Below are 25,888 nucleotides of genomic sequence, written 5' to 3'. Positions count from 1 at the left end.
TCAGACTTCGTCGGGGTCGGCGGCGGGCTCGTTCGAAGGTGGGCCGCGGCGATTCCCGTTCTCTCTCAGGATGAACCAGAGCAGACCCAGGGCAAGGGCGGCCGCCGCCCCCACGAGGCCTGCGCCGGCCCCTGTAAGGCCGAACGCCTCGACAAGGAAGGGGAGTGCGACAAGGAAGGCGGCGCCGACCACCAGACGCACCCAGACGGCGCGGCCGGGCTTGCCCAGGGAAACGAGCATCGGCTCAAGCGGCAAGGCGAAGATGCCGACCACGGCTGCGGCCACCTGCCAGGTCATCACGCCGGCCGCCGGCGCGAAGGCCTTGCCCATCACCAGCGACAGCAGGGGGCCGCCGGCGAGGGCTGCGAGCGCGAGCAGGACGATGCCCGCGCCGCCGGCCAGCAAGCCGACCTGACGGGCCAGCCGCCACATGGCGTCGTGGTGCTCGCCGGCGCGCAGGCGGGCCAGTTCGGGATAGAGCGCAGGCGTCAGGAGCTTGGCCGGCTTGGCGATGGCGTCGGCGACCTGGCGGCCCACCCGCCAGAAGGCGGCCTGCGCGGGGCCGACGAGGGCGCCCACGACCAGGGTCGCGACATGGGTGAAGGCCACGTCCAGCGTGGACGCGAGGTTGGTGTTCCACGCGAAGCGCCAGGCGTCGGGCATCCCCTCGGTGAGCCGGCCCTTCCACGAGAAGCCCGTCAGAAGGTCGCGGCGGCGCAGCTCCGCCAAGCCTAGCGCCACCAGGTAGAGCCAGCCCGCGATGCTGCCCGCCGCCCAGGCCAGCAGGAAGGCGGGCACGCCGCCGCCGACGGTCCAGGCCGCCACGCTGCCCAGCACGCGCACGAGACCCACCAGCGCCGTCTGCTGGGCCAGCACGTCGAACCGGTCGAACAACCGGAGCAAGCCCGTCGGCATGGCCGAGACGACGAAGACAATGCTCAGCATGTAGAGCGCCGCCACCGGCGCCATCTCCTGGCTCCAGCCTAGCCGGCCGGCGAAGGCGAAGGATCCGACGATCCCGATGCCAAGGCCCAGCAGCGTGCTGACGACGTCCAGGAAGAGCGTGAAGCGCAGCATGCGCTGGAAGGCCGGCCGGTCGCCGTCGGCCAGCGGGCGGGCGCCGTAGTGGATCACGGTCTGCCACGACTGGAACTTCACGACATCGCCGAGAAACTGGGCGAAGGCGGTGATCAGGACCAGCACGCCCATCTGGCTCGCGCCCAGGCTGCGGCCGGCGATGGCGAGGTAGGCGAGTCCCAGGACCGCGTTGACCGTGCGGCCGCCCAGCAGCACGCCGGCGTTGGCCACCACGCGCTTCAGGATCGCGCCCACGCCGGCCTCGGCGGGCTCGGCCGTCACGCGGCGGCTCCGGCGATGATGCGAGTCAGGACCATGGCCGTGTTCTGCGCCGGAAGCCGCCCGGCCTCAATGCCGCCGGATGGCTCAGTTCCGCCACTCGGCGAGCTGCCGGCCGGCGGCGTCCTCGAAGGCGACCCTGTCGATGTCGACCAGGACGAGGCAGAGGGGCGGGGTGTCGGGGTGTGCGGCGCGGCAGCGGATCGGGCCGCCGCCGGCGGCCGGCGCGGCGACGCGGCCCTCCAGCGCGAGGCGGAAACCGCCCTGGCCGGGCGGCGGCTCGGTCTCAAGCTTCTCGGTGGCCTCGTAGGGCCGGCCCGCCCGGCGCTGCAGGCGCGAGCCGCCCTCTTCGAACACCTGCGCCAGTCCGACCGTCTCAGGCGCCGGGGCGATCATCGGCGCCGGCGCGGCCTTGGGGCAGGCTTCCGCCGCCATCCACGGGCGGCGGATCCAGAAGCCTTCGATAGCCTCGGTCGAGGGCGTTCCCGCCAACTCGCGGGCCCAGTCGGCGTCGGTCCAGGGCTCGGGCCGCGCGGAGAGTTTCAGAACCTGCTTCGTCGCGTCATAGGCGTAGCCGGCCGCAGCGTCGGGCGAGGGCCCGAAGCAGCCGAAGGGCAGGCGCAGCGCGAAACGACGTCCGGCGAGGGCGCCGGCGGCCGCAGGCGGCGGATCGCCGGCCGCGACGGCCGACGCCGCCGCGGCGACGGCGGCCAGCAACTCTGCGCGGCCCACGACAGGCGGGGTGGGCGGCGGAGTGGGAGCCGTCTGCGGCGGCGCGGCGGGCTCGGGCGGAGCGGCCTGTTCACGCGGGCCACAGCTCGACAGCAGCGCCAGAGCCGCCATCAGCCCGACCGCCGGCCAGGCGCGGACACTATCCATGCATCGAGGATAGCAGCCGTCGCGCGGGTCACCTAGGGTGTCGCGATGACCTTCGACCAGGGCTGTGCGCTGGCCGTCCTGGCGGCGGTAATGGCGGCGCTCATCTGGAACCGGATGCGCGCCGACGTCGTGGCGCTCGCGGGCGCGGCGGCCCTCCTCGGGCTGGGCGTGATACGCCCGGTGGAGGCGCAGGGCGCCTTCGCGAGCCCGGCGCTGATCGCGCTCGCCTCGCTGTTCGTCATCGCCTACGCCATGGAACTGTCGGGCCTGCTGGACCTGCTGATCCGCGCCGGGGTGCGCCTGTGCGGCCGCATGGGCGCGGCGGGCCTCTGGCTGATGATCGCCTTCTGCGGCGTCGTGTCGGCCTTCCTCAACAACACGCCGATCGTGGTGCTGGCGGCGCCCGTCGTGCGCGACGTGGCCGCCTCCCTGAAGCTGCCGCCGCAGCGGTTCCTGATCCCGCTTTCCTACGTGACCATCCTGGGCGGCTGCTGCACCCTGATCGGCACCTCCACCAACCTGCTGGTCAACGACATGGCCCGCTCGGCCGGCCAGCCCGGATTCGGCCTCTTCGACATCACTCCCGTCGCGGTGATTGTGGCCGCGGTGGGGGGCCTCTACCTGGTGCTCGTGGCGCCGCGGCTGCTGCGCGATCGAGACGGCGCCGAGGCCCCGTCGGTTGCGCAGGCGCTTGAGGACGCCGCATCCAGCCGGGACGTGGCGGTGGGTGACGCCAGCCTGTTCATCGAGCGCCGTCCGCTGGACCTGCGACGCGGTCTGGCCTCGCTCGGCGTGTTCGTGGCGGTGGTGGCGATCTCCGCCCTGGGCTACGCGCCGATCGCCGCAGCGGCCTTCACCGGCGCGGTCGGCCTGATCCTCGCCCGGGTGATCAGCGCCGACGACGCCTACAGAGGCCTGCGGCCCGAGATCCTCATCCTCATCGCCGGCATGGTGGTGGTCGGGCTGTCGCTGGAAGTGACGGGCCTGGCCGCGGCGGCGACCGACCGCCTGGCGTCACTCGTGCAGGGCCTCGGGCCCCACCTGGCGCTGGGCCTGTTCTACGTCATCGCCCTGGTGCTGACGGAGATCCTGTCGAACGCGGCTGTGGCGGTGCTGATGACGCCGGTGGCGGTGGCCCTCGCCGAGAGTCTGGGCGTCAGTCCGCAGCCGTTCCTGGTGGGCCTGATGCTCGCCGCCAGCGCGGCGTTCGCCACGCCGTTCGGCTACCAGACCAACGTGCTGGTCTTCGAAATGGGCCGCTACAGCTACATGGACTTCGTGCGGATCGGCCTGCCGCTGAACGTCGTCACCGGCGTGACCGCGGTGCTGACCGTCCCGGCCTTCTTCCCGTTCTGACGCACGAGGATGAGGGCGGCGCTGAAGACGCCGCCACAACCTGCGAATCTACGGGAAGGACGTGGTGGCGTCGTGGGGCGGACCGCTCGCGGACGTGGTCCCCAGCGGTCAGGCTCCGGCGGCGCCTCAGGTGCTCGCAAAGCGATCCAGGCGGCTGCGGATGATCGTGTCCGCCTCGCTCATGATGCGCTGGATCAGCTCGGCGACGGTGGGCACGTCGTGGATCAGGCCCACCACCATCCCGCAGCTCCAGCCGCCGGCGTCCATGTTCCCGTCCTTCATGATCGCGGGATAGACGCCCGCCACCTCGGGCGCGATGTCGGCGAAGGTGATCTTGTCGCCCAGCGTCCGCTCCTTCTCGAGCAGCCGCTCGACGCCGGCGTTGTTCAGCACCCGCTCGGTGTTGCGCAGCGGACGCATGATCAAGCGGGTGTCCAGCTCGTTGGCCGCGAGGATCGCCTGCTTCACGTTCTCATGCACGGGCGCTTCCACGGTGGCGATGAAGCGGGTGCCCATGTTGACGCCTTCGGCGCCGAGCGCCAGGGCGGCGACGAGCTGGCTGCCCGTCGCGCAGCCGCCGGACGCCACGAACGGAATCTCCAGCTCCTCCGCCGCGCGCGGCAGCAGCACCCAGTTGCCCACATCGTCTTCGCCCGGATGCCCTCCGCACTCGAAGCCGTCGACGCTGACGGCGTCGCAGCCGATCGCCTGGGCTTTCAGCGAGTGCCGCACGGAGGTGCACTTGTGGATCACCTTGATCCCCGCCTCCTTCAGGGCGGGCAGCCACTTCTGCGGATTGTTGCCGGCGGTCTCCACGGCCTTGACGCCGCTCTTGACGATCACCTCGACGAAGCCCGGATAGTCCGGCGGCGTCACCGCCGGCAGGAAGGTGAGGTTCACCCCGAACGGTTTGTCGGTCATCTCGCGGCAGCGCGTGATCTCCTGGGCAAGCTTTTCGGGCGTGCCCTGGGTGAGCCCCGTGATGATCCCCAGGCCCCCCGCGTTGGACACCGCCGCGGCCATTTCGGCGTAGCCGACCATGTGCATGCCGCCCTGGATGATCGGATGCTCGATGCCGAAGAGTTCGGTGATCTGCGTCTTCATGGCGTTTCCCCTTGCGATTTGAGGTGGGGCGTACAGGGGCGCCGCCGCGTGCGGCAACCTGAATCGTCACGGCGACGACGGACGGCCCGCATCTGCGCGTCGAGGATCGGCGCCCGGTCTCGACGCAGGCCCCCCTAGGGCCGCATGAGGAGCTCGATCCGGTTGCCCGCGGGGTCGCGGACCATGGCGATGACATTGCCGCTCACGGCGGAGCGTGCGGGGGCCTTTTCGACCGTTCCGCCCGCCGCGGCCACGCGAGCCATCACTCGGTCCATGTCGCCCACGTTCAGCACGAGGTTCGACACCCCGTCGGCCGGCTGGTCGGGCCGCCGGGTGATCAGGGCGATGCGCGTCGTCTGCGCAGCCTTCGCTTCCTCGACGGTGCGGCCGAAGTTCAAGATCACCTCCAGGAAGCCCGGCCGCTCGTAGCGCTGTATCTCCTGCATGCCGAACGCGGCGCGGTAGAACGCCGCCGCCTTCGCCACATCCGCGGCCGCGACGCGGGCGTTGCGGACATTGACCCAGTCACCCTGCGCCTGCGCGGCCGCCGGTCCCACATGAAGCGCGGCCGCCAACGCCAGCGCCGCTGCAGCGCTATTTCTCACGGAATTTCGCATGGCACCCCCCGCAGGTCTGGCCCACCGTCTTCGCCTGGGCGCGGATCTCGTCGACGTCGCCGCCCGCGGCCACGGTCTGCAGCTTCGCGGCTTCGGCCCCCAACTCACGCGCCGACTGCGCGAAGCCAGCGGAATCCGACCAGACGGCAGGCTTGGTCTTGGTCGGCGCGCCGGCCTCCGGGCCGCTGCCCTTCGGAAACCACTTCGGCAGCTCGCCGGACGCCTTGCGCATCGCGGCCGCGGCGGCGCGGATCCGCTTCAGGTCGGGCTCGCCCTTGCGGCTCTCATCGTTGAGCGCCTTGAACTCGGCGCCCAGGGCCTTCAGGGCGGCCTGGCGCGTCTTGACGACATCGGCCATGCCGGCCGCGCTCGCCACGCCGCCCAGGGCAAGGGCGGCGGCGCACACGGCCATGATTACGCGAACACGGAACATCGAGACTCCTCTGCGGCAGGGACCGGTCAACTTTCCATTTCCTGGGCGATGGTCTTGCGGGCGGCCCAGAACAGGCCGGCGGACAGGACGCCGAACAGCGAGGCGATGATCAGCGCCCAGCGGATCCCGGCTCCGGGGCCGAGGTCCAGTCCGTTCGCCACGTAGTCGCTGAGCAGGCCTACGGCGAGCGGCCCAAGGCCAAGGCCGATCAGGTTGATGACGAACAGCAGGATCGCCGCGGCGGTGGCGCGCATGTTGGGCGGAACGATGCCCTGGGTCGTCCCATAGACCGGGCCGTACCAGAAGTAGTTGAGAGCGTAGGGGACCACGAGGATCGCCAGGGCCAGGCGGGCGTCGGGCGTGAGCAGCGCCAGGATGAAGACCGGGACCGACACCAGCACCGCCAGCGCCGGCGCGATCAGGCAGTCGCGCACGTTCCGGGCCGACGTGCGGTCGGCGATCCAGCCGCCGGCGATGGAGGAGAACGCGCCGCAAAGGCCGGAGATGAGTCCGAGGGCGAGGCCCAGGAAGCCCACCGACTTCAGATCGAAGCCGGCCGCCAGGCCGGTGATCTGGTCCGGATGGTTGCGCAGGAAGAACGAGGCGACGAACGGCGCCTGGCCGTAGCTGATGAAAGACTTGATCGCGGCGGCGAGCGCGAGCAGCCAGAAGGTGCGTTTCCGCGCCAGCAACCGCATGGCCTCAGCGAAGGACGGCTGCGCCGCCCGCGCCGCTGCGACGTCCTCCCGGACCCGCGAACGGGTCTCCTTCAGCGTCAGCCAGGCGATGACGGCGAACGCGAGGCCCGGCAGGCCCGCGACCAGGAACGCCACCCGCCAGCCGTAGGCGTCGGCGACGACGCCGCCCATGGCCATGCCCAGCAGCGAGCCGAGCGGCACGCCCATGGAGTAGAACGCCAAGGCCGAGGCGCGTCGGGACTTGGGAACATAGTCGGTGATGAGCGAATGCGCGGGCGGCGTGCAGCCGGCCTCGCCGACGCCGACGCCGATGCGGAACAGGCACAGCTGCACGAAGTTCTGCGCCACGCCGCAAAGGGCGGTGAAGCCGCTCCAGATCGTGAGCGCCGCGGCGATCACCGCCGGCCGGCTGCGGGTCTCGGCGACGCGCGCGATCGGCACGCCAAGCACCGTGTAGAACAGGGCGAAGGCCAGGCCGGACATCAGGCCGATCTGCCAATCCGCAAGGCCGAGGTCCTGCTTGATCGGCTCGGCCAGGATGTTGATCACCTGCCGGTCCAGGAAGTTCAGGATGTAGATGCCGAGGAGCAGCAGAAGCGCGTAGCGCCGATAGCCAGGGCCCAGGGTCGCGCCGCTCGCCGTCTCAGGGGCGAGGGGGATGGCTTTCGCGCCGGATTGGGCGACGCTGGCGTCCGTCGGGCTCATTTGACGACGACGGTCCCGACCATCCGCATGTTCTCGTGGTAGCGGCAGATGTACCGGTAGACACCCGGCGTCTCGAACACGTGCGACCACTTGGCTTCGCGCCGCATCGGCCCGGAATCGAAGGCGGCGACGCCAGCCGGCAGCTCCACGTTGCCGGCGACCTTCGACTTCGCCGGATCGAAGGTCACGCTGTGCAGCACGCTGGTCGTGTTTTCCCATTCGACGGTGTCGCCGCGGCGTACGGTGATCGTGTCGGGGGTGAATTTCGAGCCCGCCGGGTCCATGGTGACCGTGTGGGTCTTGGCCGCGGCGCGGCCGGCCGAGGCGAGGGCCGCGACCGCCGCCGCGCCCCCCACGAACGTGCGACGTCGGATGGGCTGCATTCCTGTCCTCCCGGGCGGTCGAGCGCCGCTTCTTGCCCCGAGCTAACGAGGGCGACGCGATGTCGTCAACACACAAACATTCTTGATTGCATTTATTTGCTCGGCGCCGGATGGTTGGACGGTTCGTAGCGCGCCGCGTATACATTCAGCCCTGCATGTATGCGCCCGCCGCGACGGTGCGGACCGGCTCGCAGAAGCCGGCGGAGGAGACATGGAATGAGGCTTCTCGCCCTCTTGCTCGCCGCGGCGGCGCTGCCGTCCGCGGCCGCGGCCGAACCCTGGACCCGCGCATATGTCGTCGACTGGATGGAGCCGGCCTTCTTCCACGGCGGTCCGAAGGATGAGAACCCGGCGCCGGGCACGGACTGTCCGAAGGGCACGGCGCCGCCGCATGGCTGGAAGAAGGTCCTGAAGACGCGTTGGCGCAAGGACGCCGACATCGCCTACTACATGGACGCCGAGCATCGGCCCGACCTGCAGCGCGTGCTGCGCTTCCGCGGCCCGAATTACGAGAACGTCTGGGAGAACCCGACGCTGGCGCCGGACCTGGGCCTGCCGCCGGTGACGGGGAAGATCGCCTACGGGTTCGACCTCGACGGCAATCCGAAGACCGGCGGCTTCGCCACGCCCGAGGGCGTCGCCGGCATCGACAATGCGTACTACCGCGCCGCCGGATGCTGGGCGTCCTACCGCGGCCAGCCCTACAAGTCCCAGAGGGGCGTCGGCATCAACGGCTACATGCGCGACGGCCTGTACACGGTCCTCATCGTGATGTCGGGCACGAAGGACCCGATGAACGACGACGACGTGACCTTCGCCTTCTACCAGGCGCAGGAGCGCATCATGAAGGACGCGCTCGGCCAGGTGGCGCACGACGTCAGCTTCTCGGTGAAGCCCGACCTTCGGACGCAGAGCATCGTCAAGGCGACGATCCGCGACGGGGTCGTGGAGACTCAGGCGCCGTCGGAGCTGCGCTTCCGGGACGAGGCCTGGAACATCCGCATGCCGGACCAGATCCAGCTCACCCAGGCACGCCTTCGCTTCCAGATGAAGCCGGACGGCGGCCTCGAAGGGTATGTCGGCGGCTACCGCGACTGGAAGGTGCTCTACAAGAAGCAGGCCGTGAACGGCCGCGACACCGAGATGAACCAGGGCATCGACCTGCCCAGCTTCTACTATGCGCTGGAGCGGCACGCCGACGCCGATCCGGATCCGAAGACCGGCAAGAACCGGCGCATCTCGCTGGCCTATCGCCTGCGCGCTGTGCCGGCCTTCGTGCTGACGCCGGACTCGCGCGAGGTGGTCTCCGTGCCGCGCGTCTTCGACGGCAAGGCGCCCAGCCAACTGGCGGCCGCCGCCGGGCCGGTGGCGCCATGATGGCCCGGCGCACCTTCAGGGCGCTCGCCCTGGCCTCCGCAGTGGCGATCGGCGCGATGACGGTCGCCGGTTGCGCGACGGACGCCGGCGTGGCGGCGCGGTCGTCCGCTTCGGCCGGCGAGGTGGTCGGGATGCGCCGGCTCACCGCCGAGCAGTATCGGCGCTCCGTCGCGGACATCTTCGGCGCCGGCGTCAAGGTCCAGGGTCGGTTCGAACCCGAAGTGCGGCGCGAGGGGCTGCTGGCCGTCGGCGCCGCGGGGGCGGCGATCTCCGCCGCCGGGTTGGAGCAGTACTACGCCATGGCGGCGAGCATCGCCGAGCAGGCGACGGCGCCTGCACAGCGCGAGAACCTGAAGGGATGTCGTCCGGCGGCCCCGGCGGGGCCCGATGACGCGTGCGCGGCCGAGACGCTAAGCCAGTACGGTCGCCTGCTGTTCCGCAGACCCCTCACCGAGGCGGAGCTGCGCTCGCGGGTGAAACTCGCCCACGAGGTGGCCGCGCAGAACCAGGATTACTACGCCGGCCTGCGCGAGGGGCTGACGAGCTTGCTGGCCGCCCCTGACTTCCTCTTCCGTATCGAGCGCGCCGGGAAGGGGCGGACGGCGGACGGCGCGGTCGCCCTCGACGCATATTCGCGCGCTTCGCGCCTGAGCTACCTGCTGTGGAACACCACGCCGGATGAGGAGCTTCTGCGGGCGGCGGAGACGGGCGAGCTGCTCAAGCCCGCCGGCCTGCAGGGCCAGGTCGAACGGCTGACCGCCTCGCCGCGCCTCGAGGACGGGGTGCGCGCCTTTTTCGACGACATGCTGCAGCTCGAGCTCTTCGACCACCAGTCGAAGGATCCGAGCAAGTTCCCGAAGTACAGCCAGCAGCTCGCCAGCGAGGCTCGCGAGCAGACGCTGCGTACGGTGGTGGAGTTGCTGGTCCGCCGGAATGGCGACTACCGGGACATCTTCACCTCGCGCGAGACCTTCCTCACCCGGACCCTGGCGATGGTCTACAAGACCCCTTACGCCGCCAAGGCCGAATGGGCGCCGTACACCTTCCCGGAGGGCTCCGGCCGCTCGGGGGTGCTCACGCAGATCAGCTTCCTGTCGCTGTTCTCGCATCCGGCGCGCAGTTCGCCGACCAAGCGCGGGGTGGCGCTGAACGAGATCTTCCTCTGCGAGGTCACGCCCGCGCCGCCGGGAGACGTCGACTTCAGCCAGGTCAATGGCGAGGCGGGGATGGTCAAGAAGACGGTGCGACTGCGCCTGGAGGCGCACGCCACCGACGAGACCTGCGCCAGCTGTCACTCGATGGTCGACCCGCCCGGACTGGCGCTGGAACGGTTCGACACCCTCGGCGAATACCGCGAGTTCGAGAACGGCGAGCCCATCGACGTGAAGGCCGAGCTCGACGGCCAAGCGTTCGAAGGCGCGACCGGACTGGGGCTGCTGCTGCGGGCGAATCCGCGCGCGCCAGCCTGTCTCGCCCGGAACCTGCTGGCCTCAGGCATCGGCCGGCCAGCCAGCGGCCCCGACAAGCCCCTGGCCCAGTCCTTGGCGAAGAGCTTCGCCGACGACGGGTATCGCGTCCCCGCGCTGATGAAGCGCCTGGCGGCCGATCCCGCCCTCTACACCGCCCGCCCGGGCGCCAGCCCCGCGACGAAGGGTCCGACGGAGCCGTCCACCCGCGTGGCGACCTTTGCACCCCGCAAGGAGACCGGCCGATGAGAACCCTGCGCTTCAATCGCCGCTCGATGCTGCGCGGCTTGCTGGGGGGCGGCGCCGTAACGATGGGCATCCCGCTGCTGGACGTCTTCCTGGACGGACACGGGGCGGCGCTTGCCAACGGCGCGCCTTTGCCTACGCGCTTCGCCACCTTCTTCTGGGGCCTGGGGCTGACGCCCACGCGCTGGGAGCCCAAGACGGTCGGCCCGAACTTCGACCTCCCGCCGCAGCTCGCGTTCCTGGAGGGCTCGCTGCAGAAGAAGACGAGCGTCTTCACCGGCTTCACCGTGGGCCTCGACGGCCGGCCGTCCCACCCCCACTGGACCGGCATGGCGGCGATCATGACCGGACAATGTCCCGCGAAGGACAAGTCGTTCGACCGGCTGAACAGCTTCGACACGGTAATCTCGGACAAGATCGGCGGCGGGACCCGCTTCCGCTCGATCGAGGCGACGCCCTTCCGTGGCGCGGTCTCGGCGTACAGCTCGCGCGGCGAAGACGCGTTCAAGATGGCCGACGACTCCCCGCTGGCCCTCTACACGCGGCTGTTCGGGCCCGGTTTCCACGACCCCAACGCCGGCGACTGGAAGCCCGACCCTCAGGTGCTGGTGAAGAAGAGCGTCCTGTCGGCGGTGAAGGAGCAGCGCGACGCCCTGTGGCAGGATGTCGGGACCTCCGACCGCGCCCGCCTGGACCAGTACTACACCGCCGTCCGCGAGCTGGAGCAGAAGCTGGACGCCGAGCTGCGTGAACCGCCGCCGGCCGAGGCCTGCGTCGTGCCGAAAGCGCCCGTCGACCTGCCCCGCAAGGGCGACGTGCCGACGGTGACCTACAACAACAAGCACATGTGCGAGCTGATCGCGATGGCGCTGGCCTGCAACCAGACCAACGTCGTCAACTACATGTTCACGCCGGCGACGTCCGAGATGTACCGGCCGGGCGACACGCCGGTGTACCACGCCCACACCCACGAGGAGCCGATCGACGGCAAGCTCGGCTACCAGCCGATCTCGTCCGAGCTGGCCGACATCAGCGTCGGCGGCTTCGGCCACTTCCTGAAAACGCTCGAGGGCATCAGGGAAGGCGAGGGCACCCTGCTCGATCACGCCCTGGTGCTGGGCTACAGCGACACGGGCTGGGCCAAGATCCACTCGATCGACAATATCCCCATGCTGCTGGTCGGCGGCGCCAACGGGCGGCACAAGGGCGGCCAGCACATCAAGGTCGGCGCCGATCCCGTCACCCGGGTCTCGCTGACCGCTCAGCAGCTGGTCGGCGTGCCGGTGGGTACGTTCGGGACCGGCTCGATGGCCACGTCCAAACCGATCACGGAGGTCATGGCGTGAGGCGCGGTCTCGTCCTGGCCGGGGCGCTCGTCGCCGCGGCAACGCCCGCGCTGGCGTCCGATCCCGCCGACATGGCCGAGGCGGCGAAGACCTACGCGACCCAGGCGCCGAACACCCTGGCCCTGCCGCGGCAGGGCCAGACGCAGATCCCGAACTACGGCGAGGCGCAGTTCCGCAACGTGCGCGCCAACTACAAGCGTTTCGAGCTGGTCAACGACCGCATCGTGTTCTGCGGCGAGGTGAACGTGAAGGATCCGGCGACCAGCGCCTTCACCGGCTGGACCAAGTTCGCCTACCTGCCGGGCGATCCGCCCATCCTGGTGACACCGCGTCCGGGCCTGGGTCTGCGCGAAGTCGGGCCCCAGGTGTTGCGCAACGTCTGCGAGACCGGTCAGGAGACCTGGCTCGACGGCGACTTCACCGCTTTCTTCCAGAAGAAGCCCGGACCGCCCGTCTGACGCGCCGCGCGGCGTTCGCCCGGGCTGGCCATGACGCGCCGCGCCCGCCGGGGGTCCCGGCAGGCGCGGCTTCCGCCGTCAGAAGCGGAACCGTACGCCGGCGGTGTAGTAGCGCCCGATCGTCTCGTAGAGCTCGTAGTTGGTCTGGATGAAGTTCGCCGAGTTCGTGCCGGGGGCGACGGGCGGGTCCTTGTCGAACAGGTTGTTCACGACGACGAACGCCTCGAACTGGTCCTGGTCTCCGAACCGGTAGCGGCCGCTGACGTCGAAGGTCGTGACCGCGGGCACGTGGTTGTCGACGATGGTGTTGGGACCGTTGGGCGCTTCCGCCAGCTGCTTGTTCTGATACCCCGCGCCGATGAAGTTGGCCTCTACGCCGAGCGACAGGGGACCGTTGTCCCAGACGACCGCCGCCTGCGCGCGGTAGCGGGGGTTCGACACGCCCGAGCCGACCTGTCCCGTGGTGTCGAGCGTGGCCGAGCCCGGCGCCTGGGTGGAGAACTCGTGGAGATAGCCGATCAGCGCGCGGGCGTTGAAGCGGCCGGGCACGCCCGGCAGCTCGGTGCGGTAGCTGAGCTCGACGTCGATCCCGCTGGTCTTCAGCTTCTGAAGGTTGAGGTAGGGCTGCAGCACCGAGATGATCACGCCGTTGGCGTCGCGGACGATGTTGGAGCAGAGGGCCGCGTTGCCCTGGAAGCAGGAGTCGACGGTCACCTGGGTCGTGAGGGTCCCGATCGCACCCTTCACGGTGATGTCGTAGTAGTCGATCGCGGCGGTGAAGCCGGGGAGGAAGGCGGGCTGCAGGACGACGCCCGCGGCGAAGGTGTCGGCCTTCTCCGGATCCAGGTCGGGATTGCCGCGCACGCTGCCCAGGATGTTGAACGTCTGGCTGCCGTTGAAGGGGTCGATGACGGTCTGGGCCCCCTGGCCGTTGCCCTGGAACAGCTCGATCGGACTCGGCGCGCGGATGTCGCGCGAATAGGTGCCGCGGAAGCGGACCGACTCGACCGGGCTCCAGACGGCGCCCAGCTTGTACGTCGTGACGCCGCCGCTGGTGCTGTAGTGGGTGTAGCGACCGGCGGCGTTCAGCTCGAGGCTGTGGAACAGCGGCGCGTCGCGCACGAGGGGGATGGTGGCCTCGGCGTAGAGCTCCTTAACCTTCACCTCGCCTTCGAACACCGACACGTTGCCGAAGTTGTAGGCGCCCGGTAGTCCGACGAGAGACGAGGGGAACCCGCGGATGCCGGTGCCGTCCTTGATCTCGCTGTTGCCGGGGTCGGCGGTCTGGTCCACCCGGAAGCGGCGGTACTCGGCGCCCACGGCGACCGCAACGGGTCCCGCCGGCAGGCTGAAGGGCTCGCCGGCCAGGTCGAGGGCGGCGGTGTCCTGCTCGATCTCGGTGCGGAACCAGCTGGTCACGAACGCGTACTGCAGCGCTTCCTGCGACGGGGAGCCGAAGCCGAACAGGTTCAGCGGCGTGCAGCCCGGATAAAGGCCGGGGTTCGTCAGCGTCGTGCGGCACACGATCTGGCCGCTCACCGGATCGCGGACGGCGTCGACCGCCGCGAAGAAGTTCTCCCACTTGGCGTTGTCGTGGGTGCGGGTCTTGTAGTCGTTGTATCCGTGTTCGTAGTAGCCGCTCAGGCGGTAGCCGCCGAACACGCGGGCGTCGAAGCCCACCACCACGTCGATGGTCTCGTTCTTGGCGATGTTGGTGATGCGGTTGAAACCGCCGACGTCCTCCTGGTGGATCCGCGAGAGCTTGAAGCAACGCAGGCCCACGGTCGGCGTCCCGGCTGCGCGGCCACAGGCGGTCCCGGCGGTGGTGGTCGGCGCCGAGGCGGCCAGGGCGGCGGCGATGTCCGCGGGAATGAATGGATTGCCCTCGAAGATGGTGATCGCGGTCGCCGTCACGTTCTGGTTCGTCGACGGCTGGTAGATGTTGCGCGCCCTCGCGCCCATCACCTGGCCATAGATCTCCAGGTCCTCGCTGACGTCGTAGGTCGCCCGGCCGAACACGCTGGTCTGCTCGAGCCCGCCGGCCAGGCTGGTGGTGTTGCGCGAGCCGTCGCCGCCGACCGCGTTGTTTGCGGTGACGTTCGTGCCCCGGTTGTAGACCGACGACACGCCGCCGGGCAGGAACTTGACGCCCGTGGGGAACAGGCCGTTCGGACCCACGAGGTTCGCGGGGCCGTTCGCCGTGCCGGGAAGAATGACGCCGCCGTTGTAGTTGTTCTGGTTCACATTCCGGAAGATGGCGCTGTACTGCCCGGCGCCGGTTCCGATGATCAGTCGGCCGTCGCCGTCGGAGGCCCAGTCGCGGGCTCCGAGCGCGCTCAGCACCTCGTCGGTATGATTGTAGAACAGGCTGCCTACGACATGCAGGCGGTCGTCGAGGAAGCCTTCTCCGGCGGTGAGGCTGATCTTCTGGGAGGCCACGTCGTCATGGCTGGACAGACCGCCCTGGACTGAGCCCTTCAGGCCCTCGAAGTCCGTCTGCAGCACGACGTTGACCACGCCCGCGACGGCGTCCGAGCCGTAGGCGGCCGAGGCCCCGCCGGTGACGACGTCCACGCGGCTGATCAGCGATTGCGGCAGCAGGTTGAAGTTGGTCGCCCCGTTGTTGGCCGCCGGCGCGACGCGGCGGCCGTCGAGCAGCACAAGGGTGCGTTGCGCGCCTAGGCCTCGCAGGTTGAGGAAGCTTCCCGTGTTGTTGTTGGCCGTGCTCAGCGCCGGCGTGTTCGTGCTCGTCGATCCGCGGAAGGCGGGGAGGCTGATGAGGCCCTCGACGACGTTGCGGGGTGAGGAGCGCTCCAGCTCGTCGGCCGCGACGACGGTGACCGGCGTCGGCGCCTGCGACCCGTCGCGGGCGGTGCGGGAGCCCGTCACCACCACTTCGCCGAGTTCGCTGGCTGGGGCCTGAGCGTAGGCGGCGCCGGGGCAGAGCCCCGCGGCCAGCAGAGCCATGGCGCTGGCCGATTGCAGCCAGCAGCGGGCGCGAGCGGCTTGATGGAGCCGAGCCATCGGTATCCTCCCCCGGTTCTTTGTCTGGACGGCGCCGAGGTCGAGCCCGGACCGCAAAGCAAGGCTGCGGAGCACAGCGCCGGCTGTCAAGATACATTCTTGAATGTATGTTTTGGGGCGCCTGTCCGACGCGGGGGTAGGGCCCGCCTCAGGAGGAATCGGAGCGGGCCTTGTCGATGAGGTGCTGGGTTAGGAACGCCCGGTACATCTTCAGAAGCTCGATCGGCGGCTCGAGCTGACTGCGGTCGTTCGAGTGCATCAGACGGATCGAGAGGCCCTGCATGGCGGCGATGTGCAGGGTCACCATGGCGTGGATGGTCTCGTGGTCGGTGATCCCCGCGTCGACGGCGATCTCCCAAACACCCTCCTGGTGGCGTCGCTCGATCTGCGCCATGAGGCGCGGCAGCTCCTCGGCCAGGGCGGGGTCGCTGCGGCTGCCGACCATGATCTCGAGGAGCGCGATGGCCGGGGGCTCGATGCTGGAGCGCCAGGTGACCTCGGTCAGCGCCATGAAGCGCTCGTAGCCCCGGGGCACGGCCATCAGCGCCCGCCGACGATCGCGGAACTGGGCGTCGGCGATGTGGGACGCGACTGCGAGGATCAGGTCCACCTTGGTCGGGAAGTGGTGGAGAATCGCCCCACGGGTCACCTCGGCCCGCGCCGCGATCTCGAGGGTCGTGGTGGCCGAGTAGCCGAGCTCGTGCAGGCACGCGATCGTCGTCTCGATCAGCTTGGCGCGGGTGGTTGCGCTGCGTTCGGCGTTGGTGCGGCGCGACCGGGGCTTGGGCGTCGGCTTCTTCGCTTGCGTTCGGGCCAAGCGTCTAGGTTCCTTCCCGCGACGCCGTTTTCGCCGCGCCGTCCGGCCGGAGTCACGATGACGTTGCGGCCCCCCTCTCGGGCACAACTAGGAGGCTTCGCCGGAGCCCGCAAGATGTACCGCGGCCAACGAAAGCGGCCGGTCCGCAGGGCGGACCGGCCAGTCGGGCTAGGGAGGAAGTGCGCCCGGATCTCAGAAGGTCTTGGCGAAGCCGATGCGGAAGACGCGGCCGAGGGGGTTCGCCGTGTAGGTATTGTAGGCGAAGTCCTGGCGCATGGGCGGCGGGTCGCGGTCGAAGACGTTGAGGATCGCCAGCGTGACAGCGGAGTCGCCCCACGGCAGCTCGCGGCGATAGACGACGTCCACCGGAATCCAGGCTTCCATGTGCTCGGCGAACCGGTTGGTCGCGGTGGGCGGGAAGATCGACGGGCTGTCGTTGGTCATTCCGTCGATGTAGTGGACCGTCACGCGCAGGTTGTCCGGGCCGCGCGAGTACTCGGCGAAGGCATTGGCCTTCCAGCGCGGAACGGCGTTGAAGTTGGTGGTGCCGGCGTAGTCCCGACCCTGGGTGATCAGGATGCCTTCCGTGTAGCTGCCGGAGCCGCGGTACTTGAAGACGTAGTTGAGGTCGCCGCCCACCCTGACGTCGCCGTCCCAGAGGACGTCCGGGATCCGGTAGTCCAAGACCACGTCGAGGCCGGACACCGTGTAGTCCTGCTTGTTGTCGTAGGTCAGACGGGTGCGCTGCAGGTTCTGCAGCGCGCAGGTGGCCGGATCGCCGACGCCGCCTGTGAAGGTGAAGCGCTGTTGCAGCGCCCAGTAGGGATTGTTCGGGTCTGAGCTGCACTTGTTGGGGCTGCTCACCGAGGAGCCGAAGAACGTGCTGATCAGATTGGCGGCGGTGTCTCCCTCGATCACCCCCTTCAGCTTGATCAGGTAGTAGTCCACCGTGGCGGTGAGGCCGCCCACGGTCAGGATGCCGCCGGCGCTGAAGTTGTCGGCCTTCTCGGGCTTCAGATCGGGGTTTCCGACGGTGTCGGTGGCCTTATAGACGCCGAGCTGGGCCACGACGCCGCCGGAGGTGACGAGACCCGTCGTCCGCGTGGGGTAGGGCGCCTTGAACGTCGTGCCGGCCGAGCCGCGGAGGGCGAGCCATTCGGTCGCCTGCCAGCGCAGCGAGGCTTTGGGGTTCGTCGTCGTGCCGATGTCGCCCAGGTCTTCGTGGCGGACTGCGAGCTGCGCCTCCAGGCTGTCCGTGATCGGCAGAAACAGCTCGCCGAACACCGCCCAGCGCTCGGACTTCAGATCGTAGGGCGGAACTGCGCCGAAGAAGGTCAGGGGGCCGGTCTTCGCGATGCAGGTGGTGACACCCTTCATCGGGCAGGGCGCGGAGTTGAAGTTGGTCTCCGCCGGCACCTCCTTCACGTCCTGCGTCCAGATGTACTGGGCGCCGACAGCCCAGGCGACGTTGCGCCCGGCCCAGAGTTCCAGCGGGACCTCGCCGGTCAGGGTCGCGTCGGCGACGATGGTGCGGTTGATGTCCTTGAAATTGTAGCCGTAGGGCTCGAGGAAGCGGGCGACCTCCTCCGAATTGACGACCCGCGGGTCGCGCGCGACGGCCTGGGCGTATTGCGGATTCACCTGGCCGGTCTGCGCGTTGCTCGCGATGCCGGTCGAGAACGGGTTGAACCAGAGGCAGGGACCCTGGCCGGGCGTGCTCGTGGCCGGGTTCGTTCCGCCGGGCGTACAGCCGAAGCCGCCCAGCCCCAGGAGCGCCCATTGCAGGTTCTCGACCGACATTTCCGAGGTGCGTCGGCTGAACCGGTATTCACCGTACGTGAGGGCGGTGTCGTACTTCATGCCCAGGGGCAGGGCGCCGCTGAAGCCGCCGGACACCCGGAACGAGCGCCCGGTCCGGTTCGATCGGAAAGCGTCGCCGGTGAGCGGATTGCCGCCGTAGCCGTAGGGGCGCCAGGCCCCGGCGGCGCTGTTCGTCAGCACGCCGTTGGCCTGGATGTTGGCGAGCTGGGCGCTGGTGAAGGCGCCGGGGTTCAGCGCGATCAGCGTCTGCAGGCCCGGGTGGTTCGCAGGGATGAAGTAGCCCCGGATGCCGTCCGTCCCCGGAGGCGCCGGGAACGGGTTGTTGCCGCCGTTCTGCACCGAGAGCGGGAAGTTGCTTGGCGCGTAGCTCGGCTGCTGCACGTCATGGGGAACGACGTGGCCGGCGACCAGGACCTCGCTGTGGAACTGCTGTTCGGCCGGCAGCTCCACCGTGACCTGGCCGAACACCGAATAGCCGTCGGTGTCGTCCACGAGGTTGTTGAAGCGGGCGTTGTGATACTGGCAGCGCGCGCTGTTGCCCGTGCCCGTCACCAGCCCGCCGAGCGGCGCGCAACCGGGATCCAGGAACGCCGAGTTGAACCCGGCCTGGGTGCGCGCCGCTCCGGTGAGATAGGAGCCGGGATTGCCGCTCGCCGCCCAGCCGTTCTGGGGATCGAGGGTGAAGGGGCGGATCGCCCACCCCCGCTGATCCTGCCCCAGTTCGGAGCGGTGATAATAGCTGCCCGCGAGGAGCACGTTGCCCCAGTCGCCCGAGCGTCCCCACGAGGTGTTGAGCGTGTAGTCGCCTTCCGAGCCGCGGATGTAGCTGTAGTTCCCGTCGATCCGGAAGTCGTTCTGGTTTGTGCGGGTGATGAAGTTGACCACCCCACCCATCGCGTCCGAACCGTAGGTCGCAGCCGCACCATCCGTGAGCACCTCCACCCGGCCAAGAGCGGCGCTCGGCATGAGCGCGGCGTCGACGGCCCCGCCGTCGATCAGCTGGATGGTCGGCATCCGCCGTCCGTTCAGGAGCACCAGGGTCTTGTCGGCGCCTAGGCCCCGCAGGTTGATGCTGTAGCCGCCCGCGTTCTGTCCGTTCAGGCGATTGGTTTCCCCGATCGTCGCCCCCACCGCCGGGATCGTCTTGATCAGCTCCAGCGTGGAGGGGTCGCCCCGCTTCTTCAGTTCCTCGGCGCCGAGCACCTGGACGGGGAGCGCGCCCGTCTTCATGGCGCCCTGCAGCAGGGTGCCGGTGACGACGACCTCGTCGACCTCCGCGGCCTCCTGGGCGGTGGCGGTTCCGGCGAGCGCGAAACCGAGCGCGAGCGCGGACGCGCTCGCGGCGAGACGAATGGCCGACATCGAGAGACCCCTCCCTTGCGTTTCCCTCCGGCCCTGAGGCCGGCTCGGCGGTTCTGTGACCGCCTTTCCCGCGGGCCCTGCGGACCCGAGGCCGCGACTATGGCTTTGCCGTACATTTACAGTCAATCCTGTACGTGCATACATGAATGTATCTTTTGGCCGCCCCAGCTTGCGCCGGGCGTTTGACGGAGCAGCGGACGGTGGATCGGCGGCGGGGGCGGACGCACCTGACCCACGAGGAGCGGAGCGCGGCGACGCAGGAGCGTCTGATAGAGGCCGCGATCTTCTGCCTGCACAAGTACGGCTACGCGGCGACGACGACGACGCTGGTCGCGGAGGAGGCGGGCTTCAGCCGCGGCGCGATGCTTCACCAGTTTGGGACCAAGGTGGATCTCATGCTGGCGGTGGCGCAGTACGTGGTGGAGAAGCAGAACGCCTTCTTCCGCCAGGCGCTGAAGGCCTATCCTCGAGGGCGGGAGCGCTTCATCGGGCTGACCGACGTGACGTGGGAGGCGCTGAGCCAGCCGGCGGCGATTGCGCTGCTGGAGATCATGATGGCCAGCCGGTCGGACCCTGAGCTGGGCGAGCGTTTCCCGGCCCTGGCGGACGAGCTGGCCCGATCCCAGCGCGAAGGCACCTGGGAGACGGCGCAGCAGGCGGGGATCACCGACCGGGCGACGGTGGAAGCCATGTCCCAGCTCAACCGCGCCGCCATGCAGGGCCTGTCCATCCTGCTCATGTTCTCCAAGGACGCCGACGCCATCAAACCCGGCCTCGACCTCCTGCGGAGCCACAAGGCGGTGCTGACCGAGCGGCTGGCGCCGCAGGCGGAAGGGGAATGACGCCCGAGGCGATCGGCTTGCGGCGCAAGCGCCGTAATGCTCGACTGCCAGGAGGAGGTTGCCTGTCGCCTCTACAATCACACGAGAAGGCTGCGGGGCGAGACGGAATGGCGGATCGACTCAAGGTGGATCGGCGGCGGGGGCGGACGCACCTGACCCACGAGGAGCGGAGCGCGGCGACGCAGGAGCGTCTGATAGAGGCCGCGATCTTCTGCCTGCACAAGTACGGCTACGCGGCGACGACGACGACGCTGGTCGCGGAGGAGGCGGGCTTCAGCCGCGGCGCGATGCTTCACCAGTTTGGGACCAAGGTGGATCTCATGCTGGCGGTGGCGCAGTACGTGGTGGAGAAGCAGAACGCCTTCTTCCGCCAGGCGCTGAAGGCCTATCCGCGGGGGCGGGAGCGCTTCATCGGCCTGACCGACGTGACGTGGGAGGCGCTGAGCCAGCCGGCGGCGATCGCGCTGCTGGAGATCATGATGGCCAGTCGCTCGGACCCTGAACTGGGCGAGCGTTTCCCGGCCCTGGCGGACGAGCTGGCCCGTTCCCAGCGCGAGGGCACCTGGGAGACGGCGCAGCAGGCGGGGATCACCGACCGGGCGACGGTCGAGGCCATGTCCCAGCTCAACCGCGCCGCCATGCAGGGCCTGTCGATCCTGCTCATGTTCTCCAAGGACGCCGACGCCATCAAACCCGGCCTCGACCTCCTGCACTGGTACAAGGAGATGCTCACCGAGCGGCTGCTTCGCGACAGCGAGTCGGAGCGCGAGGTGGAGAAGGACGACTGAGCGCGCGCAGGCCGCCATTGGAGATGCAGATGAGTTTCGCTACGCCCCTCAGCCTCGCCGGGCCGCTCCGCAAGCCGCGCCAGATGCTGGCGGACCAGGCCTACGGCGGCCATACGTCGATCCACGACGACGCCATGGCCGAGAAGCTGGGGTTCCGCGCCGGGCCCATCGAGGGGCCGACGCACTTCAGCCAGTTTCAGCCCCTGCTTGCGAAGATCTGGGGGCAGGCCTGGTTCGAACGCGGCTGCATCTCGGCGCACTTCCTGAACATGGTCGTGGAAGGCGAGGAGGTCCGCGCGTTCGCCGAACTGCCGGCGGAAGGCGCCGTCTCGACCCGCATCTGGGCCGAGAAGGCCGACGGCACGCCTGTCCTGGAGGCCAGCGCCAGCATCGGCCCGGACGCCGGGCCGACCCTTCTGGAGACGCGGATGGCGGCGCTGCGTCCGCCGGGCAAGCTGCTGATCCTGGAGGACCTGAAGGTCGGCATGACCGGCGCCCGCGACGAGCGCGTGCGCATGGATCCCGACCAGAACATGGGCGCGCTGTATCCTTTCAGCCTGAACCAGAAGCTGGCGGCCATCACCGAGAACTCGCCCTGGTTCTCCGACGCGAACGCCTCGCCCTGGGGCCGCCCGATCATTCCCTTCGAGATGCTCAGCGTGCTGTTCGAGTACACCAGCCGCGACGCGGCGCTGCCGGTGAAAGGGCCTGCCGTTGGCCTCTTCGCCGATCAGGAGATCCGGCTGATCGACGGCCCGCTGTTCGTCGGTGAGGAATACGTCCTACGGCGCGAGGTGGTGGCCCTGTCCGAAAGCAAGCGGACCGAATCCTACTGGGTGCGGACGCGCGTGTTCGACGCCAGCGGAACGAAGCTCGTGGCCGAGATGCTGCTGAACCACGCCACGCTGAAGCATTCCTACGCAGGCTATGCCGACGCGGCGCAGGCCTGATCCACGTCGATCCGCCGCCGCGGTTCCGCAGGCCGACTCTTCGCTGTCGGGCTCCCGCGGACAGCCGCTTCGCTGCCGCCTCAGGAAGGCAAAAAGTCGAGGAAAATAATGGTGGGTGTACAAGGATTCGAACCTTGGACCCGCTGATTAAGAGTCAGCTGCTCTACCAACTGAGCTATACACCCGTCCCGGCTCCGAGGCCTTCACAGGCCCGGCGGCGAGGGCGCGGAAAATACGCAAATTCCTTCGCTTGGCAAGGCGCTTCAGGAGAAAGACTTTGGCGACGGGTGCTGAAGAGGATGGCGCGGTCGATTTCGGCTACCTCGAAGGCTTCTGCGCCGGCGACCAGCAGGTGATCGCCGAGGTGCTCGCCACCTTCCGGGAACAGGCGGTCGGCTGGGTCGAGGCGCTGGCCGCGTCGGATGTCGACCAGCGCGAGGTCGCCCATACCATCAAGGGCTCGGCCCTGGGCATCGGGGCGCGACGCCTCGGCGAGGCGGCCAGCAGGGCCGAGTTCGACGGGCCGGAGATGCTGGGCCCCGTCCGGGTCGAACTCGAGGAGGCGATCGCGGCGATCGAGGGCTATCTGACGCGCATCGGAGGCGGCTAGCGACGTCCCGGCCGCATGCCTATGTGGCAGGGCTCAAACCTTGGCCGTGAGGAGGCGTCCCAATGTCCCTGTCGCTCCATGAAGCGTCGATCCCCGTCTATCTGCAGATGCTGCGCAACCTTCTGGCCATCGTCGACAAGGCCGAGGCGCACGCCAGGGCCGAGGCCAAGGATCCCAACACCTACGCCGACGTGCGGCTGATCGAGGACATGCTGCCGTTCAACCGGCAGATCCACATGGCGTCGGACGCGGCCAAGAACGGCGCGGCGCGCCTTTCCGGCCAGACGCCGCCCAGCTTTCCCGACGTGGAGACGACCTTCCCCGAGCTGCGCGAGCGGATCGAGAAGACGATCGCCTTCGTCGAGAGCGTGAAGCCGGAGCAGGTCAATGGCCGGGAGGACGCCACGATCGAGCTGCCGATGCCGAACCGGACCATCAAGTTCAGCGGCCGCGACTTCCTGCTGAAGTTCTCGCTGCCGAACTTCTTCTTCCACGTGACCATGGCTTACGCGCTGCTGCGCCAGCAGGGTGTGCCGCTGGGCAAGCTGGACTATCTGGCGGGCGCGTTCCCGGTCGAAGAGCTGGCCTAGGCCCGCAGCCGATCCCAGACGCCGAACTCGTAGCGGATGCACTGCTCGATCAGCGTGCGCCATACGGGTTCGGCGATCTCTTCGGAGAGGCCGATCCGGCGAGCCTCGGCCTTCACCTTGGCGACCACGTCCTCGACGCGGGCGTTGTCGCGGACCGTGTCGCGGTCCTGCTTGATGCGGGCGGCGGCGTCCATGTAGCCCTGGCGCTCGAGCAGCAGGGCCACGAGCTGGCGGTCCAGGGCGTCCACGCCCTGGCGGACCTCGGCCATGGTGGTGCAGTCCGCGGGACGCGGGCGGTCGTCGATAGCAGTCGTCATTCGTCTCGTCTGATCGTCAGATGCCGGCGCCGTTGTCGATGGCTGCGAGCGCCGCTTCGTGCGCCTGCGCCTCCGCTTCGATCCAGCCGATGAAGGCTTTCACCTGCGGCAGCCGACCCTTGGCCTTGGGATGGACGAGGTAATAGGCGAAGTCGACGGCCGTGGCGATCTGCAAAGGCGCCACGAGGCGGCCGGCTTCCAGGTCGGCCTGGGCTAGCGCGCGTTTGGCCAGCGCCACGCCGCGGCCGTTGGCGGCCGCCTCGATCACCAGGCTGGATTGGTTGAAGCGCGGGCCGCGCTGGCCGTCGATGCCGCGGAGCCCGCGGGCGGTGAGCCACATCGACCAGTCGGGGCAGGAATCGTCCGGGTCGGGCGAGCCGTCGTGCAGCAGGACGTGGTTGGCGAGGTCCTCGGGCGTCTCCAGAGGCTGCTGGGCCAGGAGATCGGGGCTGATCACCGGGATCACGGTCTCGCTCATCAGGCGGCGGACCTCGAGGCCGGGATAGCGTCCCGCGCCATAGCGGATGGCGAGGTCGACCTCCCCGGCGGTGAGGTCAACGAGCTCCATGCCGGCCGATAGCCAGACGTCGACCTGCGGATGGACGCGCTCGAAGGCGCCCAGCCTCGGCACCAGCCACTTGGCGGCGAAGGACGGCGCGGCGGTGATCGTCAGGCGACGGCCGTCGACGGCGGCGGTGAGCAGGCTGGCAGCCTCGGCCAGACGGTCGAAGGCTTCGCGGAGGGCGGGAAGGGCGGTCTGGGCCGCGTCGGTCAGCAGCAGGCCCTTGGGCGTGCGCTTGAACAGGGCGGCGCCGACGTAGTCCTCGAGGTTCTGGATCTGCTGGGAGACGGCGCCGGGCGTGACCGCCAGCTCGTCCGCCGCCCGGCTGAAGTTCAGGTGCCGCGCGGCCGCTTCGAAGGCGCGCAAGGCATTGAGCGGCGGAAGCCGGCGTCGCTGGTTGTTACGGTCCATAGAAGAATCTCTGACAGCCCCGGCAGAAGTCCTTGGGTTGCGAATTGGGCGGTCCGGACCCTTATTGCAAGCGTCCGCAGGTGTATCGGCCCTTTTCACCGGTGGACGGTCGGCGGGACGGGCGCAAGTCCGTCCCGTCCTGATTCCAGAGTACAGCGCTTTTAGAGAACCTAAAATATGGCCTCAGCGAACGGCAAGACGCGGCGGACGCACCGACTGGTCGTTCTGGACGGCGGCCCCCGGCGCAAAAGCGTGGGCGAGGTGTGGCTGGTGGGCGCAGGCCCCGGCGATCCTGACCTGCTCACGATCAAGGCGCTGAAGGCGCTGCAGACCGCGCAGGTGGTGGTGCACGACGGCCTGGTGTCGGACGAGATCCTGGCGCTGGCGCCCCCCGAGGCGCGCCGCATCAGCGTCGCCAAGCGCAAGTCGCGTCACTCCTACAGCCAGGACGAGATCAACCGCATGCTGGTCGCCTTCGCGCTCGAAGGCCTGACGGTGGTGCGGCTGAAGGGTGGCGACCCCTTCATCTTCGGCCGTGGCGGCGAGGAGCTGGAAGCCTGCCGCGATGCGGGCGTGGACTGCCATATCGTTCCGGGGATTACGGCGGCGCTGGCGGCCGGCGCCTCGGCCGGAGCGCCGCTGACCCACCGCGGCTCGGCCCAGGCGGTGACCTTCGTCACCGGCCACGCCTCGCAGGGCGCCGAGCCCGACCTCGACTGGGCGAGCCTCGCGCGGCCCAATCAGACGGTCGTGATCTACATGGGCCTGTCGCAGGCGACCGCGATCGCCGCGCGCCTGATGGCGGCCGGCCGCGCCGCCTCGACGCCTGCGCTGATCGTGGAGAACGCCTCGCGCGCCGACGAGCGTCGCGTGGTCGCCACGCTGGCCGGTCTCGCCGAAGCCGCATCGGCCCTGAACGGTCCCGCGCTGCTCATCGTGGGCGAAGCCATGGCCCTGGCGACCTCAGGCGAACAGGTCGTCGAAACCCTCATCCGCGAGGCCCAGTCATGAAGGCGCTGACGGCAAACCGCCTGACCGATGGCGAAGTGGTGTTCTGGAAGTCCGGCCAGTGGGTCGAACGCTTCGCTGACGCCGAGCTGTTCTCGGACGAAGAGGCGGCGACGGCGGCGGAGGCCCACGGCAAGAACCAGCCCACCGTGGCGGTCGACGTCTATCTGATCGACCTCGTGGAGGCCGAGGGCATCTGGGCGCCGCTGTCCTATCGCGAGCGGATCCGGGCGCTGGGGCCCACGAACCACCTGGCTCACGGCAAGCAGGCCGAGGGCGGGGCGGTGATCGAGGCCCTGCAACACGCCCACGGCGCGGCCCGGTCCACCGGCCGTGTGAACCTGATCAAGCGGAAGTAGTCG

Annotated in this window: 24 protein-coding genes and 1 tRNA gene; 12 read left to right on the top strand and 13 right to left on the bottom strand. The window is 69.4% G+C overall.

From position 1 onward, the window contains the following. Together ACO2Q0_RS01965 and ACO2Q0_RS01960 are read right to left on the bottom strand one after the other, a co-directional pair. Nucleotides 1-1,359 carry a lipopolysaccharide biosynthesis protein gene (locus ACO2Q0_RS01965; protein ID WP_423349796.1) on the bottom strand — a complete coding sequence of 453 codons (1,359 nt, stop codon included), beginning with the start codon at nucleotides 1,357-1,359 and terminating at the stop codon, nucleotides 1-3. 84 nt (nucleotides 1,360-1,443) lie between these two features. Further along, entirely contained in the window at nucleotides 1,444-2,235 is a 792-nt protein-coding gene (locus ACO2Q0_RS01960) for a hypothetical protein (protein WP_423349795.1), read from the bottom strand. A gap of 45 nt (nucleotides 2,236-2,280) precedes the next feature. Here ACO2Q0_RS01960 and ACO2Q0_RS01955 point away from each other — a divergent pair, with 45 nt between their 5' ends. Then, on the top strand, nucleotides 2,281-3,591 hold the full coding sequence (locus ACO2Q0_RS01955) for an SLC13 family permease (protein WP_423349794.1): 1,311 nt from the start codon (nucleotides 2,281-2,283) through the stop codon (nucleotides 3,589-3,591). A 126-nt stretch (nucleotides 3,592-3,717) separates the two neighbouring features. On the opposite strand, the gene ACO2Q0_RS01950 is transcribed toward ACO2Q0_RS01955, so the two are convergent. From ACO2Q0_RS01950 to ACO2Q0_RS01930, 5 genes are all read right to left on the bottom strand, one after another. Beyond that, nucleotides 3,718-4,695: an NAD(P)H-dependent flavin oxidoreductase gene (locus ACO2Q0_RS01950; protein WP_423349793.1), complete on the bottom strand. Its 978-nt coding sequence runs from the start codon at nucleotides 4,693-4,695 to the stop codon at nucleotides 3,718-3,720. A 134-nt stretch (nucleotides 4,696-4,829) separates the two neighbouring features. Beyond that, nucleotides 4,830-5,300 (bottom strand): VOC family protein, encoded by a 471-nt coding sequence (locus ACO2Q0_RS01945; RefSeq protein WP_423349792.1) that lies wholly within the window; start codon nucleotides 5,298-5,300, stop codon nucleotides 4,830-4,832. Beyond that, a complete protein-coding gene (locus tag ACO2Q0_RS01940) occupies nucleotides 5,290-5,745 on the bottom strand; it encodes a c-type cytochrome (RefSeq protein WP_423349791.1) in 456 nt (151 codons plus the stop codon). The genes ACO2Q0_RS01945 and ACO2Q0_RS01940 overlap by 11 nt, the downstream gene beginning before the upstream one ends. A gap of 26 nt (nucleotides 5,746-5,771) precedes the next feature. Beyond that, nucleotides 5,772-7,148: a spinster family MFS transporter gene (locus tag ACO2Q0_RS01935; protein ID WP_423349790.1), complete on the bottom strand. Its 1,377-nt coding sequence runs from the start codon at nucleotides 7,146-7,148 to the stop codon at nucleotides 5,772-5,774. After that, nucleotides 7,145-7,531, bottom strand: coding sequence for a cupredoxin domain-containing protein (locus tag ACO2Q0_RS01930; RefSeq protein WP_423349789.1), 387 nt, complete (start codon nucleotides 7,529-7,531; stop codon nucleotides 7,145-7,147). The genes ACO2Q0_RS01935 and ACO2Q0_RS01930 overlap by 4 nt, the downstream gene beginning before the upstream one ends. Nucleotides 7,532-7,747: 216 nt before the next feature. Between ACO2Q0_RS01930 and ACO2Q0_RS01925 the strand changes: the two genes are divergently transcribed. Genes ACO2Q0_RS01925 through ACO2Q0_RS01910 form a run of 4 tightly spaced genes read left to right on the top strand, consistent with a single transcriptional unit; the run spans nucleotide 7,748 to nucleotide 12,424 of the window. Beyond that, the gene (locus ACO2Q0_RS01925) at nucleotides 7,748-8,908 is read left to right on the top strand and encodes a hypothetical protein (RefSeq protein WP_423349788.1); all 1,161 of its coding nucleotides are present in this window, start codon (nucleotides 7,748-7,750) and stop codon (nucleotides 8,906-8,908) included. Then, on the top strand, nucleotides 8,908-10,623 hold the full coding sequence (locus ACO2Q0_RS01920) for a DUF1592 domain-containing protein (protein WP_423349787.1): 1,716 nt from the start codon (nucleotides 8,908-8,910) through the stop codon (nucleotides 10,621-10,623). The genes ACO2Q0_RS01925 and ACO2Q0_RS01920 overlap by 1 nt, the downstream gene beginning before the upstream one ends. Continuing rightward, nucleotides 10,620-11,966, top strand: coding sequence for a DUF1552 domain-containing protein (locus ACO2Q0_RS01915; protein WP_423349786.1), 1,347 nt, complete (start codon nucleotides 10,620-10,622; stop codon nucleotides 11,964-11,966). Before ACO2Q0_RS01920 ends, ACO2Q0_RS01915 begins: the two co-directional genes overlap by 4 nt. Further along, on the top strand, nucleotides 11,963-12,424 hold the full coding sequence (locus tag ACO2Q0_RS01910; protein WP_423349785.1) for a hypothetical protein: 462 nt from the start codon (nucleotides 11,963-11,965) through the stop codon (nucleotides 12,422-12,424). Before ACO2Q0_RS01915 ends, ACO2Q0_RS01910 begins: the two co-directional genes overlap by 4 nt. 78 nt (nucleotides 12,425-12,502) lie before the next feature. On the opposite strand, the gene ACO2Q0_RS01905 is transcribed toward ACO2Q0_RS01910, so the two are convergent. The 3 genes from ACO2Q0_RS01905 to ACO2Q0_RS01895 form a co-directional block, all read right to left on the bottom strand. Next, the gene (locus tag ACO2Q0_RS01905) at nucleotides 12,503-15,448 is read right to left on the bottom strand and encodes a TonB-dependent receptor plug domain-containing protein (RefSeq protein ID WP_423349784.1); all 2,946 of its coding nucleotides are present in this window, start codon (nucleotides 15,446-15,448) and stop codon (nucleotides 12,503-12,505) included. Between the two features lie 148 nt (nucleotides 15,449-15,596). Further along, entirely contained in the window at nucleotides 15,597-16,265 is a 669-nt protein-coding gene (locus tag ACO2Q0_RS01900; protein ID WP_423349783.1) for a TetR/AcrR family transcriptional regulator, read from the bottom strand. Between the two features lie 192 nt (nucleotides 16,266-16,457). Then, nucleotides 16,458-19,448, bottom strand: coding sequence for a TonB-dependent receptor domain-containing protein (locus tag ACO2Q0_RS01895; RefSeq protein ID WP_423349782.1), 2,991 nt, complete (start codon nucleotides 19,446-19,448; stop codon nucleotides 16,458-16,460). A gap of 182 nt (nucleotides 19,449-19,630) precedes the next feature. Here ACO2Q0_RS01895 and ACO2Q0_RS01890 point away from each other — a divergent pair, with 182 nt between their 5' ends. The 3 genes from ACO2Q0_RS01890 (at nucleotide 19,631) to ACO2Q0_RS01880 (ending at nucleotide 22,028) form a co-directional block, all read left to right on the top strand. Next, nucleotides 19,631-20,290 carry a TetR/AcrR family transcriptional regulator gene (locus ACO2Q0_RS01890; RefSeq protein WP_423349781.1) on the top strand — a complete coding sequence of 220 codons (660 nt, stop codon included), beginning with the start codon at nucleotides 19,631-19,633 and terminating at the stop codon, nucleotides 20,288-20,290. Nucleotides 20,291-20,397: 107 nt separating this feature from the next. Continuing rightward, nucleotides 20,398-21,078 carry a TetR/AcrR family transcriptional regulator gene (locus tag ACO2Q0_RS01885; RefSeq protein WP_423349780.1) on the top strand — a complete coding sequence of 227 codons (681 nt, stop codon included), beginning with the start codon at nucleotides 20,398-20,400 and terminating at the stop codon, nucleotides 21,076-21,078. A gap of 29 nt (nucleotides 21,079-21,107) precedes the next feature. Further along, complete coding sequence (locus tag ACO2Q0_RS01880) at nucleotides 21,108-22,028, top strand: hypothetical protein (protein ID WP_423349779.1); 921 nt, start codon at nucleotides 21,108-21,110, stop codon at nucleotides 22,026-22,028. A gap of 109 nt (nucleotides 22,029-22,137) precedes the next feature. Here ACO2Q0_RS01880 and ACO2Q0_RS01875 read toward each other — a convergent pair. After that, a tRNA-Lys gene (locus ACO2Q0_RS01875) sits at nucleotides 22,138-22,213 on the bottom strand. A 92-nt stretch (nucleotides 22,214-22,305) separates the two neighbouring features. On the opposite strand from ACO2Q0_RS01875, the gene ACO2Q0_RS01870 reads away from it, so the two are divergent. Together ACO2Q0_RS01870 and ACO2Q0_RS01865 are read left to right on the top strand one after the other, a co-directional pair. Next, on the top strand, nucleotides 22,306-22,638 hold the full coding sequence (locus ACO2Q0_RS01870; protein ID WP_423349778.1) for an Hpt domain-containing protein: 333 nt from the start codon (nucleotides 22,306-22,308) through the stop codon (nucleotides 22,636-22,638). 62 nt (nucleotides 22,639-22,700) lie between these two features. After that, nucleotides 22,701-23,228 (top strand): DUF1993 domain-containing protein, encoded by a 528-nt coding sequence (locus ACO2Q0_RS01865; RefSeq protein ID WP_423349777.1) that lies wholly within the window; start codon nucleotides 22,701-22,703, stop codon nucleotides 23,226-23,228. Here the strand turns inward: ACO2Q0_RS01865 and ACO2Q0_RS01860 are convergent. Further along, complete coding sequence (locus ACO2Q0_RS01860) at nucleotides 23,225-23,545, bottom strand: chorismate mutase (protein WP_423349776.1); 321 nt, start codon at nucleotides 23,543-23,545, stop codon at nucleotides 23,225-23,227. The two genes, ACO2Q0_RS01865 and ACO2Q0_RS01860, sit on opposite strands and share 4 nt — an antisense overlap. 16 nt (nucleotides 23,546-23,561) lie before the next feature. After that, entirely contained in the window at nucleotides 23,562-24,518 is a 957-nt protein-coding gene (gene gcvA / locus ACO2Q0_RS01855) for a transcriptional regulator GcvA (protein ID WP_423349775.1), read from the bottom strand. Nucleotides 24,519-24,695: 177 nt separating this feature from the next. Here gcvA and cobA point away from each other — a divergent pair, with 177 nt between their 5' ends. Further along, nucleotides 24,696-25,529, top strand: coding sequence for a uroporphyrinogen-III C-methyltransferase (gene cobA / locus ACO2Q0_RS01850; RefSeq protein WP_423349774.1), 834 nt, complete (start codon nucleotides 24,696-24,698; stop codon nucleotides 25,527-25,529). Next, nucleotides 25,526-25,885: a DUF2849 domain-containing protein gene (locus tag ACO2Q0_RS01845; protein ID WP_423349773.1), complete on the top strand. Its 360-nt coding sequence runs from the start codon at nucleotides 25,526-25,528 to the stop codon at nucleotides 25,883-25,885. Before cobA ends, ACO2Q0_RS01845 begins: the two co-directional genes overlap by 4 nt. The last annotated feature ends 3 nt before the right edge of the window (nucleotides 25,886-25,888 follow it).

It is taken from the genome of Phenylobacterium sp. VNQ135 (assembly GCF_049445735.1).
Lineage (GTDB): Bacteria > Pseudomonadota > Alphaproteobacteria > Caulobacterales > Caulobacteraceae > Phenylobacterium.
The sequence above is the reverse complement of the archived record's forward strand: the minus strand, read 5'-3'. Positions and strand labels throughout refer to the sequence as shown.

Coding starts and splice junctions, on each gene's coding strand:
- ACO2Q0_RS01960 (WP_423349795.1), bottom strand. CDS start 2,235: ATGGATAGTGTCCGCGCCTGGCCGGCGGTCGGGCTGATGGCGGCTCTG.
- ACO2Q0_RS01955 (WP_423349794.1), top strand. CDS start 2,281: ATGACCTTCGACCAGGGCTGTGCGCTGGCCGTCCTGGCGGCGGTAATG.
- ACO2Q0_RS01950 (WP_423349793.1), bottom strand. CDS start 4,695: ATGAAGACGCAGATCACCGAACTCTTCGGCATCGAGCATCCGATCATC.
- ACO2Q0_RS01940 (WP_423349791.1), bottom strand. CDS start 5,745: ATGTTCCGTGTTCGCGTAATCATGGCCGTGTGCGCCGCCGCCCTTGCC.
- ACO2Q0_RS01935 (WP_423349790.1), bottom strand. CDS start 7,148: ATGAGCCCGACGGACGCCAGCGTCGCCCAATCCGGCGCGAAAGCCATC.
- ACO2Q0_RS01930 (WP_423349789.1), bottom strand. CDS start 7,531: ATGCAGCCCATCCGACGTCGCACGTTCGTGGGGGGCGCGGCGGCGGTC.
- ACO2Q0_RS01925 (WP_423349788.1), top strand. CDS start 7,748: ATGAGGCTTCTCGCCCTCTTGCTCGCCGCGGCGGCGCTGCCGTCCGCG.
- ACO2Q0_RS01920 (WP_423349787.1), top strand. CDS start 8,908: ATGGCCCGGCGCACCTTCAGGGCGCTCGCCCTGGCCTCCGCAGTGGCG.
- ACO2Q0_RS01915 (WP_423349786.1), top strand. CDS start 10,620: ATGAGAACCCTGCGCTTCAATCGCCGCTCGATGCTGCGCGGCTTGCTG.
- ACO2Q0_RS01905 (WP_423349784.1), bottom strand. CDS start 15,448: ATGGCTCGGCTCCATCAAGCCGCTCGCGCCCGCTGCTGGCTGCAATCG.
- ACO2Q0_RS01895 (WP_423349782.1), bottom strand. CDS start 19,448: ATGTCGGCCATTCGTCTCGCCGCGAGCGCGTCCGCGCTCGCGCTCGGT.
- ACO2Q0_RS01885 (WP_423349780.1), top strand. CDS start 20,398: ATGGCGGATCGACTCAAGGTGGATCGGCGGCGGGGGCGGACGCACCTG.
- ACO2Q0_RS01880 (WP_423349779.1), top strand. CDS start 21,108: ATGAGTTTCGCTACGCCCCTCAGCCTCGCCGGGCCGCTCCGCAAGCCG.
- ACO2Q0_RS01865 (WP_423349777.1), top strand. CDS start 22,701: ATGTCCCTGTCGCTCCATGAAGCGTCGATCCCCGTCTATCTGCAGATG.
- ACO2Q0_RS01860 (WP_423349776.1), bottom strand. CDS start 23,545: ATGACGACTGCTATCGACGACCGCCCGCGTCCCGCGGACTGCACCACC.
- gcvA (WP_423349775.1), bottom strand. CDS start 24,518: ATGGACCGTAACAACCAGCGACGCCGGCTTCCGCCGCTCAATGCCTTG.
- cobA (WP_423349774.1), top strand. CDS start 24,696: ATGGCCTCAGCGAACGGCAAGACGCGGCGGACGCACCGACTGGTCGTT.
- ACO2Q0_RS01845 (WP_423349773.1), top strand. CDS start 25,526: ATGAAGGCGCTGACGGCAAACCGCCTGACCGATGGCGAAGTGGTGTTC.